General features: G+C 50.7%; 12 protein-coding genes, 2 tRNA genes and 1 other RNA gene. 8 read left to right on the top strand and 7 right to left on the bottom strand.

The genetic code is table 11. From position 1 onward, the window contains the following. Positions 1 to 69 precede the first annotated feature (69 nt). The 4 genes from On2M_RS16530 to narI are packed head-to-tail and all read left to right on the top strand — an operon-like array spanning position 70 to position 6732. Positions 70 to 3813, top strand: coding sequence for a nitrate reductase subunit alpha (locus On2M_RS16530; protein ID WP_151219394.1), 3744 nt, complete (start codon positions 70 to 72; stop codon positions 3811 to 3813). After that, entirely contained in the window at positions 3810 to 5348 is a 1539-nt protein-coding gene (gene narH / locus On2M_RS16525) for a nitrate reductase subunit beta (RefSeq protein ID WP_151219393.1), read from the top strand. The genes On2M_RS16530 and narH overlap by 4 nt, the downstream gene beginning before the upstream one ends. Continuing rightward, positions 5345 to 6055 carry a nitrate reductase molybdenum cofactor assembly chaperone gene (gene narJ, locus On2M_RS16520; protein WP_210905165.1) on the top strand — a complete coding sequence of 237 codons (711 nt, stop codon included), beginning with the start codon at positions 5345 to 5347 and terminating at the stop codon, positions 6053 to 6055. The genes narH and narJ overlap by 4 nt, the downstream gene beginning before the upstream one ends. Further along, a complete protein-coding gene (gene narI, locus On2M_RS16515; protein WP_187259584.1) occupies positions 6055 to 6732 on the top strand; it encodes a respiratory nitrate reductase subunit gamma in 678 nt (225 codons plus the stop codon). Before narJ ends, narI begins: the two co-directional genes overlap by 1 nt. 93 nt (positions 6733 to 6825) lie before the next feature. On the opposite strand, the gene On2M_RS16510 is transcribed toward narI, so the two are convergent. The 5 genes from On2M_RS16510 to On2M_RS16490 all read right to left on the bottom strand — a co-directional run bounded on the left by On2M_RS16510 (position 6826) and on the right by On2M_RS16490 (position 8714). After that, positions 6826 to 6956: non-coding RNA, RtT sRNA (locus On2M_RS16510), on the bottom strand. A gap of 45 nt (positions 6957 to 7001) precedes the next feature. After that, positions 7002 to 7086: transfer RNA gene (locus On2M_RS16505), tRNA-Tyr, on the bottom strand. Positions 7087 to 7120: 34 nt separating this feature from the next. After that, positions 7121 to 7205: transfer RNA gene (locus On2M_RS16500), tRNA-Tyr, on the bottom strand. 155 nt (positions 7206 to 7360) lie between these two features. Beyond that, positions 7361 to 8203: a formyltetrahydrofolate deformylase gene (gene purU, locus On2M_RS16495; RefSeq protein WP_151219390.1), complete on the bottom strand. Its 843-nt coding sequence runs from the start codon at positions 8201 to 8203 to the stop codon at positions 7361 to 7363. A 55-nt stretch (positions 8204 to 8258) separates the two neighbouring features. Beyond that, positions 8259 to 8714 carry a YchJ family protein gene (locus tag On2M_RS16490; RefSeq protein ID WP_151219389.1) on the bottom strand — a complete coding sequence of 152 codons (456 nt, stop codon included), beginning with the start codon at positions 8712 to 8714 and terminating at the stop codon, positions 8259 to 8261. Positions 8715 to 8825: 111 nt separating this feature from the next. Here On2M_RS16490 and rssA point away from each other — a divergent pair, with 111 nt between their 5' ends. From rssA to galU, 3 genes are all read left to right on the top strand, one after another. Then, positions 8826 to 9737: a patatin-like phospholipase RssA gene (gene rssA / locus On2M_RS16485; RefSeq protein ID WP_210905164.1), complete on the top strand. Its 912-nt coding sequence runs from the start codon at positions 8826 to 8828 to the stop codon at positions 9735 to 9737. Positions 9738 to 9827: 90 nt separating this feature from the next. After that, complete coding sequence (gene rssB, locus On2M_RS16480) at positions 9828 to 10841, top strand: two-component system response regulator RssB (protein ID WP_151219387.1); 1014 nt, start codon at positions 9828 to 9830, stop codon at positions 10839 to 10841. Positions 10842 to 11045: 204 nt separating this feature from the next. Continuing rightward, positions 11046 to 11954, top strand: a complete 909-nt coding sequence (gene galU / locus On2M_RS16475) for a UTP--glucose-1-phosphate uridylyltransferase GalU (protein ID WP_187252329.1) — start codon at positions 11046 to 11048, stop codon at positions 11952 to 11954. A gap of 137 nt (positions 11955 to 12091) precedes the next feature. Here galU and hns read toward each other — a convergent pair whose 3' ends face one another. Next, positions 12092 to 12505, bottom strand: a complete 414-nt coding sequence (gene hns / locus On2M_RS16470) for a histone-like nucleoid-structuring protein H-NS (RefSeq protein ID WP_003020723.1) — start codon at positions 12503 to 12505, stop codon at positions 12092 to 12094. A 622-nt stretch (positions 12506 to 13127) separates the two neighbouring features. Between hns and tdk the strand changes: the two genes are divergently transcribed. After that, a complete protein-coding gene (gene tdk, locus On2M_RS16465; RefSeq protein ID WP_151219510.1) occupies positions 13128 to 13745 on the top strand; it encodes a thymidine kinase in 618 nt (205 codons plus the stop codon). 235 nt (positions 13746 to 13980) lie between these two features. Here tdk and adhE read toward each other — a convergent pair whose 3' ends face one another. Continuing rightward, entirely contained in the window at positions 13981 to 16659 is a 2679-nt protein-coding gene (gene adhE, locus On2M_RS16460; RefSeq protein WP_151219386.1) for a bifunctional acetaldehyde-CoA/alcohol dehydrogenase, read from the bottom strand. Between the last annotated feature and the right edge of the window lie 26 nt (positions 16660 to 16685).

The following is a 16685-nucleotide window of genomic DNA, read 5'->3' as shown; positions in this document are numbered from 1 at the left end:
TTACCTTCGCTCTCAATCAAGCAATGTCGATTTATCAGAGAGCCGTCAGGCTCCTACAGGAGAAAACCGATGAGTAAATTCCTGGACCGGTTTCGCTACTTCAAGCAGAAGGGCGAAACCTTTGCCGATGGGCACGGCCAGCTTCTCAATACTAACAGGGACTGGGAGGATGGATATCGCCAGCGTTGGCAGCATGACAAAATCGTGCGTTCAACCCACGGGGTAAACTGCACCGGCTCATGCAGCTGGAAAATCTACGTCAAAAATGGTCTGGTAACCTGGGAAACCCAGCAAACTGACTATCCTCGCACTCGTCCGGATATGCCAAACCACGAGCCTCGCGGCTGCCCGCGCGGTGCAAGCTACTCCTGGTATCTCTACAGCGCTAACCGTCTGAAGTACCCGCTGATGCGTAAACGTCTGATGAAGATGTGGCGTGAAGCAAAAAGATTACACAGCGATCCGGTAGATGCCTGGGCGTCTATTATCGAAGACGCCGACAAAGCAAAGAGCTTCAAACAAGCGCGCGGTCGTGGTGGTTTCGTTCGTTCTTCCTGGCAGGAAGTGAACGAACTGATTGCTGCGTCTAACGTGTATACCATCAAGACCTATGGTCCTGACCGCGTCGCTGGCTTCTCGCCCATCCCGGCAATGTCCATGGTCTCTTACGCTTCTGGCGCGCGCTACCTGTCGCTGATCGGCGGTACCTGCCTGAGCTTCTACGACTGGTATTGCGACTTACCGCCAGCATCTCCGCAAACCTGGGGTGAGCAAACAGACGTACCTGAATCCGCCGACTGGTACAACTCCAGCTATATTATTGCCTGGGGATCCAACGTACCTCAGACCCGTACCCCGGATGCGCACTTCTTCACTGAAGTTCGGTATAAAGGCACCAAAACGGTAGCAATTACGCCGGACTATGCAGAAATTGCCAAACTGTGCGACCTGTGGCTGGCACCGAAACAAGGGACCGATGCGGCGATGGCGATGGCGATGGGCCACGTCATGCTGCGCGAGTTCCACCTCGATAATCCGAGCCAGTACTTCACCGACTACGTACGTCGCTATACCGACATGCCAATGCTGGTGATGCTGGAAGAGCGCGACGGCTACTATGCTGCTGGTCGTATGCTGCGTGCGGCGGATTTGGTTGATGCTCTGGGCCAGGAAAACAATCCAGAATGGAAAACTGTTGCTATCAACAGCAACGGCGAAATGGTTGCGCCAAACGGTTCAATTGGTTTCCGTTGGGGCGAAAAAGGCAAATGGAACCTTGAGCAGCGTGACGGCACATCTGGTGATGAAACCGAACTGCAGCTCAGTCTGCTGGGGAGTCAGGATGACATCGCTGAAGTAGGTTTCCCATACTTTGGCGGTGAAGGTACTGAACATTTCAGCAAAGTAGAACTGGAAAACATTCTGCTGCATAAATTGCCGGTTAAACGTCTGCAACTGGCCGATGGTTCTACCGCACTGGTGACCACCGTTTACGACCTGACCATGGCCAACTACGGTCTGGAACGTGGTCTGAACGATGAAAATTGCGCGACCAGCTACGATGACGTGAAAGCGTATACCCCAGCATGGGCAGAGAAAATTACCGGCGTATCACGTGCTCAGATTGTGCGCATCGCCCGTGAATTTGCGGATAATGCCGACAAGACGCACGGTCGTTCGATGATTATCGTCGGTGCGGGCCTGAACCACTGGTACCACCTCGATATGAACTATCGCGGCCTGATCAATATGCTGATTTTCTGCGGTTGTGTGGGTCAGAGTGGTGGCGGCTGGGCACACTATGTCGGCCAAGAGAAACTGCGCCCTCAGACCGGCTGGCAGCCGCTGGCGTTTGCCCTTGACTGGCAGCGTCCGGCGCGTCACATGAACAGCACCTCCTACTTCTATAATCACTCCAGTCAGTGGCGGTATGAGACGGTCACCGCGCAGGAACTGCTGTCTCCGCTGGCAGATAAATCCCGCTATAGCGGCCACCTGATTGATTTTAACGTTCGCGCTGAACGTATGGGCTGGCTACCATCTGCGCCGCAGTTGGGTACCAACCCGCTGTATATCGCGCAAGAAGCGCAGAATGCAGGTATGACACCGGTGGATTACACCGTGAAATCCCTGAAAGAAGGCTCGATTCGCTTTGCGGCGGAACAACCTGAAAACGGTAAAAACCATCCGCGTAACCTGTTCATCTGGCGTTCTAACCTGCTCGGTTCTTCAGGTAAAGGACATGAGTACATGCTGAAGTACCTGCTGGGTACCGAGCACGGTATTCAGGGGATGGATTTGGGCCAGCAGAACGGCGTGAAGCCAGAAGAAGTGGAATGGCATGACAACGGACTGGACGGCAAACTGGATCTGGTGGTGACGCTGGACTTCCGTCTGTCGAGCACCTGTCTGTATTCCGACATCGTGCTGCCTACCGCAACCTGGTATGAAAAAGATGATATGAATACCTCGGATATGCATCCGTTTATTCATCCGCTTTCTGCCGCCGTTGACCCAGCCTGGGAGTCGAAAAGCGACTGGGAAATCTACAAAGGCATCGCGAAGACATTTTCTGAAGTCTGCGTAGGCCACCTCGGGAAAGAAACCGACGTCGTTACGCTGCCAATCCAGCACGATTCTGCCGCCGAACTGGCGCAACCGCTGGATGTAAAAGACTGGAAAAAAGGCGAGTGCGACCTGATTCCGGGGGTTACCGCGCCGCACATCATGACCGTTGAGCGTGACTATCCGGCAACCTATGAGCGCTTTACTTCTATCGGTCCTTTGATGGAAAAAATCGGTAACGGCGGTAAAGGTATTGCCTGGAACACCCAGAGCGAAATGGATCTGCTGCGTAAGCTCAACTACACCAAGGCGGAAGGCCCGGCGAAAGGACAGCCTTGTCTAAACACGGCTATTGATGCCGCTGAGATGATCCTGACACTGGCCCCTGAAACCAATGGTCAGGTCGCAGTGAAAGCCTGGAAAGCGTTGAGTGAATTTACCGGACGTGACCATGCACATTTGGCGTTGAATAAAGAAGACGAAAAAATTCGTTTCCGTGACATTCAGGCGCAGCCGCGAAAAATTATTTCCAGCCCGACCTGGTCTGGTCTGGAAGATGAACATGTGTCTTATAACGCCGGTTATACCAACGTTCACGAACTGATCCCATGGCGTACGCTTTCCGGTCGCCAGCAGTTGTATCAGGATCATCAATGGATGCGTGATTTCGGTGAAAGCCTGTTGGTTTACCGCCCACCTATTGACACTCGTTCAGTGAAAGAGGTGATGGGTGAGAAGTCTAACGGTAACCCGGAAAAAGCGCTTAACTTCCTGACGCCGCACCAGAAATGGGGTATCCACTCCACCTACAGCGACAACCTGCTGATGCTGACATTGTCACGCGGTGGTCCGATCGTGTGGATGAGTGAAGTCGATGCGAAAGAACTGGGTATCGAAGATAACGACTGGATCGAAGTTTTCAACAGCAACGGTGCGCTGACCGCACGTGCGGTTGTCAGCCAGCGTGTGCCGGCCGGGATGACCATGATGTACCACGCGCAGGAACGCATCGTTAACCTGCCGGGTTCAGAAATCACCCAGCAGCGCGGCGGGATCCATAACTCGGTGACCCGTATTACGCCGAAACCGACCCACATGATCGGCGGCTATGCGCAACTGGCATACGGTTTTAACTACTACGGTACCGTCGGTTCAAACCGCGATGAGTTCGTAGTTGTACGTAAGATGAAGAACATTAACTGGTTGGATGGCGAAGGCAATGACCAGGTACAGGAGAGCGTAAAATGAAAATTCGTTCACAAGTCGGCATGGTGCTGAATCTCGATAAGTGCATCGGCTGCCACACCTGTTCAGTGACCTGTAAAAACGTCTGGACCAGCCGCGAAGGTATGGAATACGCCTGGTTCAATAACGTCGAAAGTAAGCCTGGTGTTGGTTTCCCGAATGACTGGGAAAATCAGGAAAAATGGAAGGGCGGTTGGATCCGTAAAATCAACGGTAAGTTGCAACCGCGCATGGGTAACCGTGCGCTGCTGCTGGGTAAAATCTTTGCTAACCCGCATCTACCGGGCATGGATGACTACTACGAGCCGTTTGATTTCGACTATCAGAATCTGCACACCGCACCTGAAGGCAGCAAAGCGCAGCCGATTGCCCGTCCGCGCTCGCTGATCACCGGTCAGCGGATGGACAAAATTACCAGCGGTCCTAACTGGGAAGAAATTCTGGGCGGCGAGTTCGAAAAACGCGCCAAAGACCAGAACTTCGAAAACATGCAGAAGGCAATGTACGGCCAGTTCGAAAACACCTTCATGATGTATTTGCCGCGCCTGTGTGAGCACTGCCTTAACCCGGCGTGTGTGGCGACCTGCCCGAGTGGCGCTATCTACAAGCGTGAAGAAGATGGCATCGTGCTGATCGACCAGGACAAGTGCCGTGGCTGGCGTATGTGCATCACCGGCTGCCCGTACAAGAAGATTTACTTCAACTGGAAGAGCGGGAAGTCCGAGAAGTGCATCTTCTGCTATCCGCGTATCGAAGCGGGTCAACCGACCGTTTGCTCCGAAACCTGTGTTGGTCGTATCCGTTATCTCGGCGTACTGCTGTATGACGCAGATGCGATCGAAAGCGCGGCCAGCACCGAGCACGAAAAGGATCTGTACCAGCGTCAACTGGACGTGTTCCTCGATCCGAACGATCCAGCGGTTATTGAACAGGCGCTGAAAGATGGTATTCCGCTGAGCGTCATTGACGCTGCACAACAGTCTCCGGTTTACAAAATGGCGATGGACTGGAAGCTGGCGCTGCCGCTGCATCCGGAATACCGCACGCTACCGATGGTCTGGTATGTGCCGCCTTTGTCACCGATTCAGTCTGCCGCGGACGCGGGTACGCTTGGTAGCAACGGTATTCTGCCGGACGTTGAGAGTTTGCGTATCCCGGTTCAATACCTGGCGAACCTGCTCACCGCAGGCGACACACAGCCGGTACTATTGGCGCTGAAACGTATGCTGGCGATGCGTCACTACAAACGTGCGGAAACCGTTGACGGTAAAGTTGATACCCGTGCGCTGGAAGAGGTGGGATTAAGCGAAGCGCAGGCACAGGAAATGTATCGTTATCTGGCGATTGCTAACTACGAAGATCGTTTCGTGGTACCGAGCAGTCATCGTGAACTGGCGCGTGAGGCATTCCCGGAGAAAAGCGGTTGCGGCTTTACCTTCGGTGACGGTTGCCACGGTTCTGATACTAAATTCAATCTGTTCAACAGCCGCCGCATCGACGCTGTTGATGTGACCAGCAAAACGGAGCCGCACCAATGATTGAACTCGTCATTGTTTCGCGTCTGCTCGAGTACCCGGATGCTGCCTTATGGCAGCATCAGCAGGAACTTTTCGATGCACTCGCGTCATCTGAAAACCTGGATAAAGAGGATGCCCAGACCCTGGGCGTTTTCCTGCGCGATCTCACTGCGCAGGACATGCTGGATGTGCAGGCAAGCTATAGCGAACTGTTTGACCGTGGTCGCGCCACCTCGCTGCTGTTGTTTGAACATGTACACGGCGAGTCCCGCGATCGTGGTCAGGCGATGGTCGATCTGATGTCGCAGTATGAGCAGCACGGTTTGCAGCTCGACAGCCGCGAGCTTCCCGATCATCTTCCGCTGTATCTGGAATACCTTGCGCAACTGCCGAAAAGCGAAGCGTTAGCTGGATTACAGGATATAGCACCAATTCTGGCGCTGCTCAGCGCACGTTTGCAACAGCGTGAAAGCCGTTATGCGGTGCTGTTTGATCTGCTGTTAAAACTGGCGAATACCGTTATCGACAGCGATAAAGTGGCTGAAAAGATTGCGGATGAAGCGCGTGATGATACCCCACAAGCGCTGGATGCAGTTTGGGAAGAAGAGCAAGTGAAATTCTTCGCCGATCAGGGGTGTGGCGAGTCGGAAATCACCGCTTATCAGCGTCGTTTTGCCGGGGCCGTTGCGCCGCAGTATCTGAATATCACCACCGGAGGACAGCAATAATGCACTTCCTGAATACGTTCTTCTTTGACATCTATCCGTACATTGCAGGTTCAGTCTTTCTGATCGGCAGCTGGCTGCGTTATGACTACGGACAGTACACCTGGCGTGCGGCGTCCAGCCAGATGCTGGATCGTAAAGGGATGAACATGGCGTCAAACCTGTTTCATATCGGGATTCTGGGTATTTTTGCCGGTCACTTCCTTGGTATGTTAACGCCGCACTGGATGTATGAAGCGTGGCTGCCGCTCGAAGTGAAGCAGAAGATGGCGATGTTTGCGGGCGGGGCATCCGGCGTGATGTGCCTGGTTGGTGGCGTTTTACTGCTTAAACGCCGTCTGTTCAGCCCACGTGTGCGTGCAACCACGACTGCAGCAGATATTTTGATTCTTTCCCTGCTGGTGGTTCAGTGTGCGCTGGGCCTGTTGACCATTCCGTTCTCTGCCCAGCATATGGACGGCAGCGAGATGATGAAGCTGGTGAACTGGGCACAGTCTGTGGTGACTTTCCAAGGCGGAGCGTCTCAATATCTGGATGGTGTCGCGTTTATTTTCCGTATGCACCTGGTGTTGGGGATGACGCTGTTCCTGTTGTTCCCATTCTCGCGCCTGGTGCACATCTGGAGCGTTCCGGTCGAGTACCTGACGCGTAAATACCAGATTGTACGAGCGCGTCACTAATCGGTTATCTGTATAAGACAAACCCTGCTTCGGCGGGGTTTTTTTATGGTTGTTTGCAAGAAGATGTATTTAGCTGAAGTGTTACTGGAGAAGTAGGTGGTGGGGAAGGATTACTCAGTGCTGCGCGCTTCGCCCTTCGGGTCGTTGTCTGCGGCAACGCTTTCTCGCTACGCTCGAATCGAACCTTAGTCGAAGCTTCTCATCCTTCCCTATTGGGAAGGTGCATGGGGCACTACAGATGAATTCGGTGTTGGTGCTATATGAAATGATGGTGGTGGGGGAAGGATTCGAACCTTCGAAGTCGATGACGGCAGATTTACAGTCTGCTCCCTTTGGCCGCTCGGGAACCCCACCTGGGGTATACTGATTTTGTGAACTAGCTGAATAATGGTGGTGGGGGAAGGATTCGAACCTTCGAAGTCGATGACGGCAGATTTACAGTCTGCTCCCTTTGGCCGCTCGGGAACCCCACCACGGGGTAATGCTTTTACTGGCCTGCTTCCGTTGGAAGCGGGGCGCATCATATCAAATGATGCGCCGCTGTAAAGCATTCCTTTGCTTAACATGAACTGTTTGCGTACTTTTCATCCGTAACGCAGTAAAGCTAATCAATTCATATTATTGGTGATTACAGAATAATCGTTCGGTTACCGTAAACAAAGACGCGTTGAGCCAGAACCTGATACAGCGCGCGGCTTAATACATTTTTCTCAACGTCACGACCTGCGCGCATCATATCTTCTGCACTGTAGGTGTGATCCACATGAATCACGTCCTGCATAATAATTGGACCTTCATCGAGATTATCATTCACATAATGCGCCGTCGCACCGATGATCTTCACGCCGCGCTCATAGGCTTGATGGTAAGGGCGAGCACCAATAAACGCTGGCAGGAATGAATGGTGGATATTGATAATCTTATTCGGGAAGCGGGAAACAAATGTAGGTGTCAGAACGCGCATGTATTTTGCCAGCACGACATAGTCCGGTTGGTGCGCGTCGATAGCGTCGGCCATTTTCTGGTCATGCTCGTCACGCGTTAAACCTTCATGGCTGACCAGCTCAAACGGAATATCGAATCGCTCAACCAAGGAGCGCAGCGTCTCGTGGTTGCCGATCACCGCAGCGATTTCAACATCCAGTCCGCCATAATTGGCCTTCATTAACAGATCGCCCAAACAATGAGCTTCTTTAGTGACCAAAATGACGATGCGACGGCGGCCTGCTGGCGTTAATTCACGAATGGAGCCTTCGGGTAAGGCGCTATCCAGATCGGCAAGCAGCGTGACGTCGTTAAAAATACCCTCCAGTTCGGTACGCATAAAAAAACGCCCGGTACGGTGGTCCACGAACTCATTGTTTTGCACGATATTCAGCTCGTGTTTGTAACAGATATTCGTAATGCGTGCGATCAGACCTTTTTGGTCCGGGCAAATAGTACGCAGTACTTTTCGTTGTAATGAATGCATTTGCAGCGGTGATCCTGTTGAGAATGTTTGCAAAATTGATACTGTCGGGCGTTGACTAGCCGCAGCACTTTTTAAATTTTTTACCGGAGCCACAAGGGCAGGTATCGTTTCGTCCAATTTGAGGGCGTGTACCGTCTATATAGTACCACTGACCGTTTTCTTTTAGAAAACGAGAGCGCTCGATAATTACGCCTGTTTTACCTTGTTCTGTAAACCGTGCGACAAAGCTGACATAGCCGGTATTTTCTGCGTCTGTCGTCTCTTGTTCAAAAACGGTCAGTCCGAGCCATTCGGTATGGCTAAATCCTGCGATAATGTCGTCGCGAAACGCGGTTGCATGACAGTCTGGATGCCAGGTTTTGATCAGGTAATCTGCGTCCTTCATCACAAAAGCGCAGTAGCGAGAACGCATGAGGTGTGACGGCGTAGGTGCTACTTGTTCGCCAGACACATAACGGTAGCAACATAGGCTATACTCGACAGCGCTACCACAGGGACAAACCTGAGACACAAAATACTCCCTGGAATAAAAAAACGGCGTAAAAACGCCACGGTGGCACTATGTTAACTGAGCCGTAGTGATGTTGCTACGTCTGCAAGCCAGGGGAAGTCTGTAGGTACAATGAGAAAAATAAAAATTGGGCTGGCGCTAGGTTCCGGCGCAGCGCGAGGCTGGTCGCATATTGGTGTGATTAAAGCCCTGAAACACATGGGCATTGATATTGATATCGTTGCGGGTTGTTCTATCGGCTCGTTGGTGGGCGCCGCTTATGCCTGCAATAAATTACCTGCCCTTGAGCAGTGGGTTTGCTCATTCAGCTATTGGGATGTTTTACGCCTGATGGATCTCTCGTGGCGTAGAGGTGGATTGCTGCGCGGTGAACGTGTATTCAATCAGTATCGTAATGTCATGCCGGTAGAAGCTATTGAACAATGCTCACGTCGTTTCGCAACGGTTGCCACAAACCTGAGCACGGGTCGGGAGCTATGGTTCACCGAAGGTGATTTGCATCTCGCTGTCCGAGCCTCCTGCAGTATTCCCGGTCTGATGTCTCCCGTGGCGCATAATGGTTACTGGTTGGTCGATGGTGCAGTGGTGAATCCCGTACCTGTGTCCCTGACCCGCGCGCTGGGTGCTGACATCGTTATTGCCGTCGATCTGCAACACGATGCGCATCTTATGCAGCAAGATTTACTCTCCTTCAACGTCAGCAGTGATAGCGAATTGAGTGGTGACACTGACGAGCTTTCCTGGCGTGCCCGCCTGAAAGAGCGTTTGAGCAACATTACGGCCAGGCGTGCGGTCACCGCACCGACGGCGATGGAAATCATGACGACCTCTATTCAGGTTCTGGAAAACCGTCTGAAACGTAACCGCATGGCTGGCGACCCGCCGGATATTCTGATTCAGCCGTTTTGTCCGCAAATATCCACGTTGGATTTCCACCGCGCTAGCGCAGCAATTGCTGCCGGACAACTGGCGGTCGAGAAGAAAATGGATGAACTTCTACCCTTGGTGAAAACCAACGTCTAACGCATTTTTTATCAACACTTAAGCAAATTCTGACAGGCGTGAGTAGCAATAGCATGCCACTATTTACTAAAGCCAGTCAGGGGGGAGAATATGACGCAGCCATTGGTCGGAAAACAGATTCTTATCGTTGAGGATGAGCCGGTATTTCGCTCACTCATGGACTCATGGTTTTCCTCTTTGGGGGCGACAACAGCGGTAGCTGGCGATGGGCTTGAAGCTCTGGAATTACTCGGACACTTTAACCCAGACTTGATGATCTGCGATCTGGCTATGCCAAGAATGAACGGCCTCAAACTGGTGGAGTATCTGCGTAATCGTGGCGATCAGACCCCGATACTGGTGATCTCCGCAACGGAAAACATGTCCGACATCGCTAAAGCGCTGCGCTTGGGGGTGGATGATGTGCTACTGAAACCAGTAAAGGACCTTAACCGACTACGTGAAACCGTCTTTGCGTGCTTGTATCCCAATATGTTTAATTCACGCGTGGAAGAAGAAGAACGGCTGTTTCGCGACTGGGATGCGATGGTCGGCGATCCGGCTGCTGCGGCAAAGCTGTTACAAGAATTACAGCCTCCGGTGTCACAAGTGATTTCACACTGTCGAATCAATTATCGCCAGTTAGTGGCCGCCGATCAGCCGGGGCTAGTACTGGATATTGCGCCGCTCTCGGACCATGACCTTGCGTTTTATTGCCTGGATGTGACAAGGGCAGGGGATAACGGTGTCCTGGCAGCATTATTACTGCGTGCGCTATTTAACGGTTTGTTACAGGAACAGTTGGCACATCAAAATCAACGGTTACCGGAGCTCGGTGCGTTATTGAAGCAGGTAAACCATTTACTGCGCCAGGCTAATTTGCCTGGACAGTTTCCCTTGCTGGTGGGCTATTACCACAGCGAATTAAAAAACCTGATTTTGGTATCTGCAGGGCTGAATGCGACATTAAATACGGGTTCCCACAACGTACAAATCAGTAATGGCGTTCCGCTGGGCACTTTAGGTAATGCGTATCTTAATCAACTAAGTCAACGCTGCGAGTCCTGGCAATGCCAAATTTGGGGGGCTGGTGGTCGTTTGCGCCTGATGTTGTCTGCGGAATGAACAATTGACAGGTGTGGGAATCAAATTGGTTCACCTCTCTCATGCTGCGGGTGCTACTATCAGCGCCAGATTTATTCGTATTTATCTTAATTATACCGACGCGCGTCCTTTTCAGACCAGAAGCTTGTCGCTGTACTGATATACTGGGATGCGATACAGATTGATGAACACGTTCAATACATGAACAGTCCAGGAGAGTTTTAAATGGCTGCCCTTAATTCGAAAGTCAAAAAGGCCGTTATCCCGGTAGCGGGATTAGGAACCAGGATGTTACCGGCTACGAAAGCTATCCCGAAAGAGATGCTACCGTTGGTTGATAAGCCATTAATTCAGTACGTCGTAAACGAATGTATTGCTGCGGGCATCACTGAAATTGTGCTTGTTACTCACTCGTCTAAAAATTCGATTGAGAACCACTTTGATACCAGCTTTGAACTTGAAGCTATGCTGGAAAAACGTGTAAAACGTCAGCTTCTGGAAGAAGTGCAGTCTATTTGTCCACCGCATGTCACTATTATGCAGGTGCGTCAGGGGCTGGCCAAAGGTCTGGGTCACGCGGTATTGTGCGCACATCCGGTAGTGGGTGATGAACCAGTTGCGGTTATCCTGCCGGACGTAATTCTTGATGAATACGAATCTGATTTATCACGCGACAACCTTGCCGAAATGATTCATCGTTTTGATGAAACAGGCAGTAGCCAGATTATGGTTGAGCCGGTAGAAGATGTTACCGCTTATGGTGTTGTTGATTGTAAGGGCGTTGAATTAGCTCCTGGCGAAAGCGTACCGATGGTTGGCGTTGTTGAAAAGCCGAAGGCCGATGTAGCGCCATCTAATTTGGCCGTTGTGGGGCGTTACGTGCTGAGCGCAGATATTTGGCCTCTGCTGGCTAAAACCCCTCCGGGAGCGGGTGATGAAATTCAGCTGACTGATGCTATTGATATGCTGATTGAAAAAGAAACGGTTGAAGCTTATCACATGAAGGGCAAAAGCCATGACTGTGGTAATAAGCTGGGTTATATGCAAGCGTTCGTAGAATATGGTATTCGCCATAATACACTGGGTGCTGAATTTAAAGCCTGGCTGGAAGAAGAGATGGGTATTAAGAAGTAACCTCCAGGTATTACCAGGTAAGAACGGCGCTGTTAACCCAGCGCCGTTTTTTTATACCTAATCCAGGTATGGACAGAGCGAAGTAGCGGCAAAAAAAATCCCGCCATTGGCGGGATTTTGAACAGCGTAATTCTGAATTATTCCTTGATCAGGAAGTCATCCAGTTGTTTACCTTGTTCTTCCATCGCTTTTTTGATCACAGCCGGTGTACGACCCTGGCCAGTCCAGGTTTTAGTTTCACCGTTTTCGTCAACATAGCTATATTTAGCCGGACGCGCAGCACGTTTAGCTTTGGTGCCAGATTTAACAGCAGCCATGCTATTCAGCAGTTCGTTCGGATCAATGCCGTCAGCGATCAGCATTTCACGATATTGTTGCAGTTTACGAGTACGTTCTTCAACTTCAGCAGCGGCAGCGCTTTCTTCTTCACGGCGCTCGCTAACTACAACTTCTAATTTTTCCAGCATTTCTTCAAGCGTTTCCAGAGTACATTCTCTTGCCTGCGCACGAAGAGTACGGATGTTGTTCAGAATTTTAAGTGCTTCGCTCATTGTAGTAATCTCAAACTTATATTGGGGGTGGTTTGTTGAGCTAATAATAGAGCGATAAATTCAGTTGTGCAATAGCCAGGAATGTAAGGAATTCAAAATTGCGCTTTATTTAGTATCAGAATTAATTCTTCTGTCATAAATTCCACGTGCTGTTGGGCATAAAAAAGGCTTATTGGTGAGGGGGCTTCTCAGCAGTTGAGAGTAAAAATTCAAGATTCAGGTCACATTTTATGGTGTACAAATAGTATCTCTTTGCAGTGATTTCAACCTTTTGTATTAGTTTTGCTTACGTGAATTCACTAATACATGGCGACTGTGGGTAGATTCAATAACAATAAGGAAAGGGTTTCTTTATTGCCACAGGATGAAAAACCGCATGGATAAATTTCATGAGCACTATTTGTGAAAGAGTATGTATATACACATCCAGTTTCAGGTTATCTGGGCTATGGCAGAGTGTACTCATGCTCTCATGTAACTTAAAAAACTGGTTATTAAGGCGACACTGAGCGCGCCTGTATGCGCATTTATACGCCTTTGGGAGCAACGCTACGCCGACACTTTCGTGAAATATGATACAATCCCGCCCATATTTATTTCCCCAGGTGAGGGCCTTCGGTCAATGGCACAGCTATATTTTTACTATTCTGCAATGAATGCCGGTAAGTCGACTGCATTGCTGCAATCTTCGTACAATTATCAGGAACGTGGGATGCGTGCTGTTGTATATACAGCGGAAATTGATGACCGTTTTGGCGCTGGAAAAGTAAGTTCACGTATAGGTCTGTCGTCACCTGCAAAATTGTTTAACCAAAATTCATCATTGTTCGAAGAGATTCGTGCTGAAAACGAGCTGCAAAGAATTCACTGTGTACTGGTTGATGAGTCGCAGTTTCTGACTCGGCAACAGGTTTATGAATTATCTGAAGTAGTCGATCGGCTGGATATTCCCGTGTTGTGCTATGGTTTACGCACAGATTTCCGTGGTGAATTATTTGGCGGCAGCGAATACCTGCTTGCATGGTCTGATAAGCTGGTTGAATTAAAAACCATTTGTTTCTGTGGGCGTAAGGCCAGTATGGTTTTACGTCTTGATCAGGCTGGAAGACCCTATAACGAGGGCGAGCAGGTCGTTATTGGCGGGAATGAACGTTATGTCTCGGTTTGTCGTAAACATTATAAACAAGCGCAGTCTGAGGGCTCTCTGACGGCGATACAAGAGCGACACAGCCACGATTAACCCTTAGCGCTTACGCGCGCTTAGTCACGCAGGGTAGGCCGCGACATTCGACAATGTTCTCTACCCTGTCAGGTTCTCTCTGACGCAATTCTTACACCGTACTGGCCCCACTCCAACAGAACCATCCTCTATACGCCTCTGAATTACGTATATGCCTGTTCCGATAGAGTAGGACATAAAAAAACGGCCCCAATGTGGGGCCGTTTAGAGTGAAACTAAAACTTATCTGGTCGAATTAAGCGGATTTCTTCGCTTTTTTCTCAGCTTTCGGTGCTGCTACTGTTTCAGTCTTAGCTGCGGCCTGGCCTTCGCTGTACTCACGACCGTAGTAGGTATCCAGCAGGATCTGTTTCAGTTCAGAAATCAGCGGGTAACGCGGGTTAGCACCAGTACACTGGTCATCAAACGCATCTTCAGACAGTTTGTCCACGTGTGCCAGGAAGTCAGCTTCCTGAACGCCAGCTTCACGGATAGACTTAGGAATACCCAGTTCAGCTTTGATTTCTTCAAGCCAGCCCAGCAGTTTCTGGATTTTCGCAGCAGTGCGGTCGCCCGGTGCGCTCAAACCCAGATGATCTGCGATTTCAGCATAGCGACGACGAGCTTGTGGGCGGTCATACTGGCTGAATGCAGTCTGTTTAGTCGGGTTGTCGTTGGCGTTATAACGAATAACGTTGCTGATCAGCAGGGCGTTCGCCAGACCGTGAGGAATGTGGAACTGAGAACCCAGCTTGTGCGCCATTGAGTGACATACACCCAGGAAGGCGTTAGCAAACGCGATACCGGCGATGGTTGCTGCACTGTGTACACGTTCACGAGCTACCGGGTTCTTAGAACCTTCATGGTAGGACGCCGGCAGGTTTTCTTTCAGCAGTTTCAGCGCCTGCAGAGCCTGACCGTCAGAGAACTCAGAAGCCAGTACGGAAACGTAAGCTTCCAAAGCGTGAGTTACGGCATCAAGACCACCGAACGCACACAGGGACTTCGGCATATCCATGACCAGGTTAGCATCAACAATCGCCATATCCGGAGTCAGCGCATAGTCTGCCAGCGGGTATTTCTGCCCGGTTGCATCGTCAGTAACAACAGCAAACGGAGTCACTTCAGAACCGGTACCGGAAGTGGTGGTAACGGCAACCATCTTCGCTTTGACGCCCATTTTCGGGAACTTGTAGATACGTTTACGGATGTCCATAAAGCGCAGCGCCAGTTCTTCAAAGTGAGTTTCCGGATGCTCGTACATAACCCACATAATTTTCGCGGCGTCCATCGGGGAACCACCACCCAGCGCAATGATCACGTCTGGTTTGAAAGAGTTAGCCAGCTCAGCACCTTTGCGTACAACGGTCAGAGTTGGGTCAGCTTCGACTTCAAAGAACACTTCAGTTTCAACGCCAGCAGCTTTCAGCACGGAAGTGATTTGATCAGCATAACCGTTGTTAAACAGGAAGCGGTCGGTCACGATCAGCGCACGTTTGTGACCATCGGTAATCACTTCATCCAGTGCGATTGGCAGAGAGCCACGACGGAAGTAGATAGATTTCGGAAGTTTGTGCCACAACATGTTTTCAGCTCGCTTAGCAACGGTTTTCTTGTTGATCAGGTGCTTAGGACCAACGTTTTCAGAGATGGAGTTACCACCCCATGAACCACAACCCAGAGTCAGGGAAGGTGCGAGTTTGAAGTTGTACAGGTCACCGATACCACCCTGAGATGCAGGGGTGTTAATCAGGATACGTGCGGTTTTCATCATCTGGCCGAAGTAAGCAACGCGTTCTGGCTGGTTGTCCTGGTCGGTGTACAGGCAAGAGGTATGACCGATACCGCCCATCGCAACCAGTTTTTCAGCTTTATTAACGGCGTCTTCAAAGTCTTTCGCACGGTACATCGCCAGCGTCGGAGACAGTTTTTCGTGAGCAAACGGTTCGCTTTCGTCAACAACCTTCACTTCGCCGATCAGAATCTTGGTGGTTTCTGGTACGGAGAAGCCTGCCAGTTCAGCAATTTTGTATGCCGGCTGACCAACGATGGCCGCGTTCAGCGCGCCATTTTTCAGGATAACGTCCTGAACAGCTTTCAGCTCTTTACCCTGCAGCATGTAGCCACCGTGAGTCGCGAAACGCTCACGTACTGCGTCATATACAGAGTCAACAACAACAACAGACTGTTCAGAAGCACAGATTACGCCGTTATCGAAGGTTTTAGACATCAGAACGGAGGCAACAGCACGCTTGATATCTGCGGTTTCATCGATGACAACCGGGGTGTTACCTGCGCCTACGCCGATAGCTGGTTTACCGGAGCTGTATGCAGCTTTCACCATGCCTGGACCACCAGTCGCAAGGATCAGGTTGATGTCCGGGTGGTGCATCAGCGCGTTAGACAGTTCTACGGAAGGTTGATCGATCCAGCCGATCAGATCTTTCGGCGCGCCAGCAGCGATGGCTGCCTGCAGAACGATATCAGCGGCTTTATTGGTCGCATCTTTAGCACGCGGATGCGGAGAGAAGATGATGGCGTTACGCGTCTTCAGGCTGATCAGCGATTTGAAGATGGCAGTAGAAGTTGGGTTAGTGGTTGGAACGATACCGCAGATAATACCAATCGGTTCAGCGATGGTAATGGTACCGAAAGTGTCGTCCTCAGACAGCACACCACAGGTCTTTTCATCTTTATATGCGTTATAGATGTATTCTGAAGCGAAGTGGTTTTTAATCACTTTATCTTCGACGATGCCCATGCCGGATTCGGCAACGGCCATTTTCGCGAGAGGGATTCGAGCGTCTGCGGCAGCCAGAGCGGCGGCACGGAAGATTTTGTCAACCTGTTCTTGAGTGAAACTGGCATATTCACGCTGGGCTTTTTTTACGCGCTCTACAAGTGCGTTAAGTTCAGCGACATTAGTAACAGCCATAATGCTCTCCTGATAATGTTAAACTT

Origin of the sequence: Citrobacter sp. On2M (assembly GCF_018035235.1) — a bacterium.
GTDB lineage: Bacteria > Pseudomonadota > Gammaproteobacteria > Enterobacterales > Enterobacteriaceae > Citrobacter > Citrobacter meridianamericanus.
This window is presented reverse-complemented; position numbering and strand designations above follow the sequence as displayed.